At 74.7% G+C, this 2,444-nt stretch carries 1 protein-coding gene; it reads left to right on the plus strand.

The window, feature by feature from the left end:
- Positions 1-249: 249 nt before the first annotated feature.
- A partial coding sequence (locus tag ACWIF2_RS40540; RefSeq protein ID WP_454366704.1) for a SpoIIE family protein phosphatase occupies positions 250-2,444 on the plus strand: 2,195 nt, incomplete at its 3' end.

A 2,444-nucleotide genomic window follows, 5' to 3' on the forward strand; every position in this document is an offset into this window, starting at 1 on the left:
GCGATCGGCGTGCGGCGCGAAGGGCCATGTGGCGGAGCCACCTGGCCCTTCGCACCGTGCGGCGAGCGTGCGTGCCGGGCGTCGCGACGCTGCGGAGATCCATCAGGACGCCCCTGAGGGCCGCAGACGGTCGGCCGGTGGCACAGAAACAACCTCTGACCACGCGGGAATTCCGTTCCTGGGGCACGTATTCCGGGTATCGGAGTTTCGGCGGGACCACCTGCACCTCTGGCGTGCAGCCCCGGACGGATGGATTCGACACGCGTGACGGAGCAGCCGACCTCCTTCGAACGCCCGCAGACGGGCATCGACCCCGCGGATCCCCGCGGGGCGCTCGTGCATACCTCGACACCGGCGCGCACGCCCGGCTCGGGCGCCTTACCGGTACAGGGCCGCTCAGGCGGCGACGTCACCGTTCCGGTCACGACGGCGCACACCGCGCCGGGCACCTCGGAGCCGGGCACCTCCACGCCGTTCGGCAAGGGCAAGGACACCGTGAGCGACCCCGCCTCCGAGCACTCCCAGCCGGGTGCCGAGCAGACCGCCGAGCGCGAGACCCCGCGGCCGCGCCCCTCCCCCGAGGGCATTCCGGTCCAGCCGGCCGACGAGCAGGACCGGCCGGCGCCGAATGCCGACGGGCAGGAGCGCCGCAGCGGCCAGAGCCTGCCGCCGGGCCGGCCCACGCCGATGCGGCGGGACGGCGACCGGCTCCGGTTCGTCGGCGCCGCCACCCGGCGGATCGCCCGCGGCATCGATCTCGACGAGATCGTGATGGGGCTGTGCCGGGCCACCGTGCCCACCTTCTCCGACGCGATCCTGGTCTATCTGCGCGACCCGCTGCCCGTCGGCGACGAGCGGCCCACCGGCCCGCTGGTGCTGCGGCTGCGCCGCACCGACCGGATACCGGCGGAGCGCGACACCGAGAACGGCTTCCAGCCGGCCACCCAGCCCGAACCGGACGAGCTGGACACGGTCGGCGCAGAGCTGTGCGAGGTGCGGCCGGGTAGCGCGCTCGCCGAGGTCCTGCGGGGCGTGCGCCCGGTTTTCACCGACGCTCCCGCGGCCCGCGCCGCGCTGCCCGAGCTGCTCGGCGAAGGCGGCGAATTCGCCGTACCGGACGGACAGCGGGCGATCCTCGCCCCGCTGCGCGGCCGGCGTCGGGTCATCGGCGCCGCCCTGTTCCTGCGCCGCCCCGAACGCATCGCCTTCGAACCGGACGACCTGCTGGTGGCCGCCCAGCTGGCCACGCACAGCGCCCTGGGCATCGACAAGGCCGTGCTGTACGGGCGCGAGGCGTACATCGCGGACGAGCTTCAGCGCACCATGCTGCCCGAGACGCTGCCCCGCCCCACCGGTGTGCGGCTCGCCTCCCGCTATCTGCCGGCGGCGGAGACGGCTCGCGTCGGCGGCGACTGGTACGACGCGATTCCGCTGCCCGGCAGCCGGGTCGCCCTGGTCGTGGGTGACGTCATGGGCCACTCCATGACCTCGGCCGCCATCATGGGCCAGCTGCGCACCACCGCCCAGACCCTCGCGGGCCTCGACCTGCCGCCGCAGGAGGTCCTGCACCACCTCGACGAACAGGCCCAGCGCCTCGGTGTGGACCGCATGGCGACCTGCCTGTACGCGGTCTACGACCCGGTATCGCACCGCATCACCATCGCCAACGCCGGCCACCCGCCGCCCGTTCTGCTCCACCTGGGCGGCCGCGCCGAGGTGCTGCGCGTGCCGGCCGGTGCCCCCATCGGGGTCGGCGGCGTCGACTTCGAGGCGGTGGAACTGGACGCGCCCGCCGGCGCGACCCTGGTGCTGTACACCGACGGCCTGGTGGAGTCGCGCCTCAGGGACGTGTGGACCGGCATCGAGCAGCTGCGCGAGAAGCTCGCCGCGACCGCGCAGCTCACCGGTCCCGACCATCCGCCGCCCCTGGAGGCGCTCTGCGACGAGGTGCTCGACATGCTCGGCCCGGGCGACCGGGACGACGACATCGCGCTGCTCGCCGCCCGCTTCGACGGGATCGCGCCCAGCGATGTGGCGTACTGGTTCCTGGAGCCGGAGGACGCCGCCCCGGGCCGGGCCCGCCGGCTGGCCCGGCGCGCGTTGCAGCGCTGGGGCCTCGAGGAACTCAGCGACTCCGTCGAGCTGCTGGTCAGCGAGGTCGTCACCAACGCCGTGCGGTACGCGTCCCGGCCGGTCACGGTGCGCCTGCTGCGGACGGATGTCCTGCGCTGCGAGGTGGGGGACGACGTCCCGCAGCTGCCGCGCCTGCGGCAGGCCCGCGCCACCGACGAGGGCGGACGCGGACTGTATCTGGTGAACCGGCTGGCCCGGCGCTGGGGGGCCACGCGGCTGAGCACGGGCAAGGTGGTCTGGTTCGAGCTGAACCGGGGCTGTGCGCGCACACGACGACGGGCCGGTCCCCGCACCCGGGGCCGGCCCGTCGT

This window comes from Streptomyces sp. NPDC055506 (assembly GCF_053643595.1).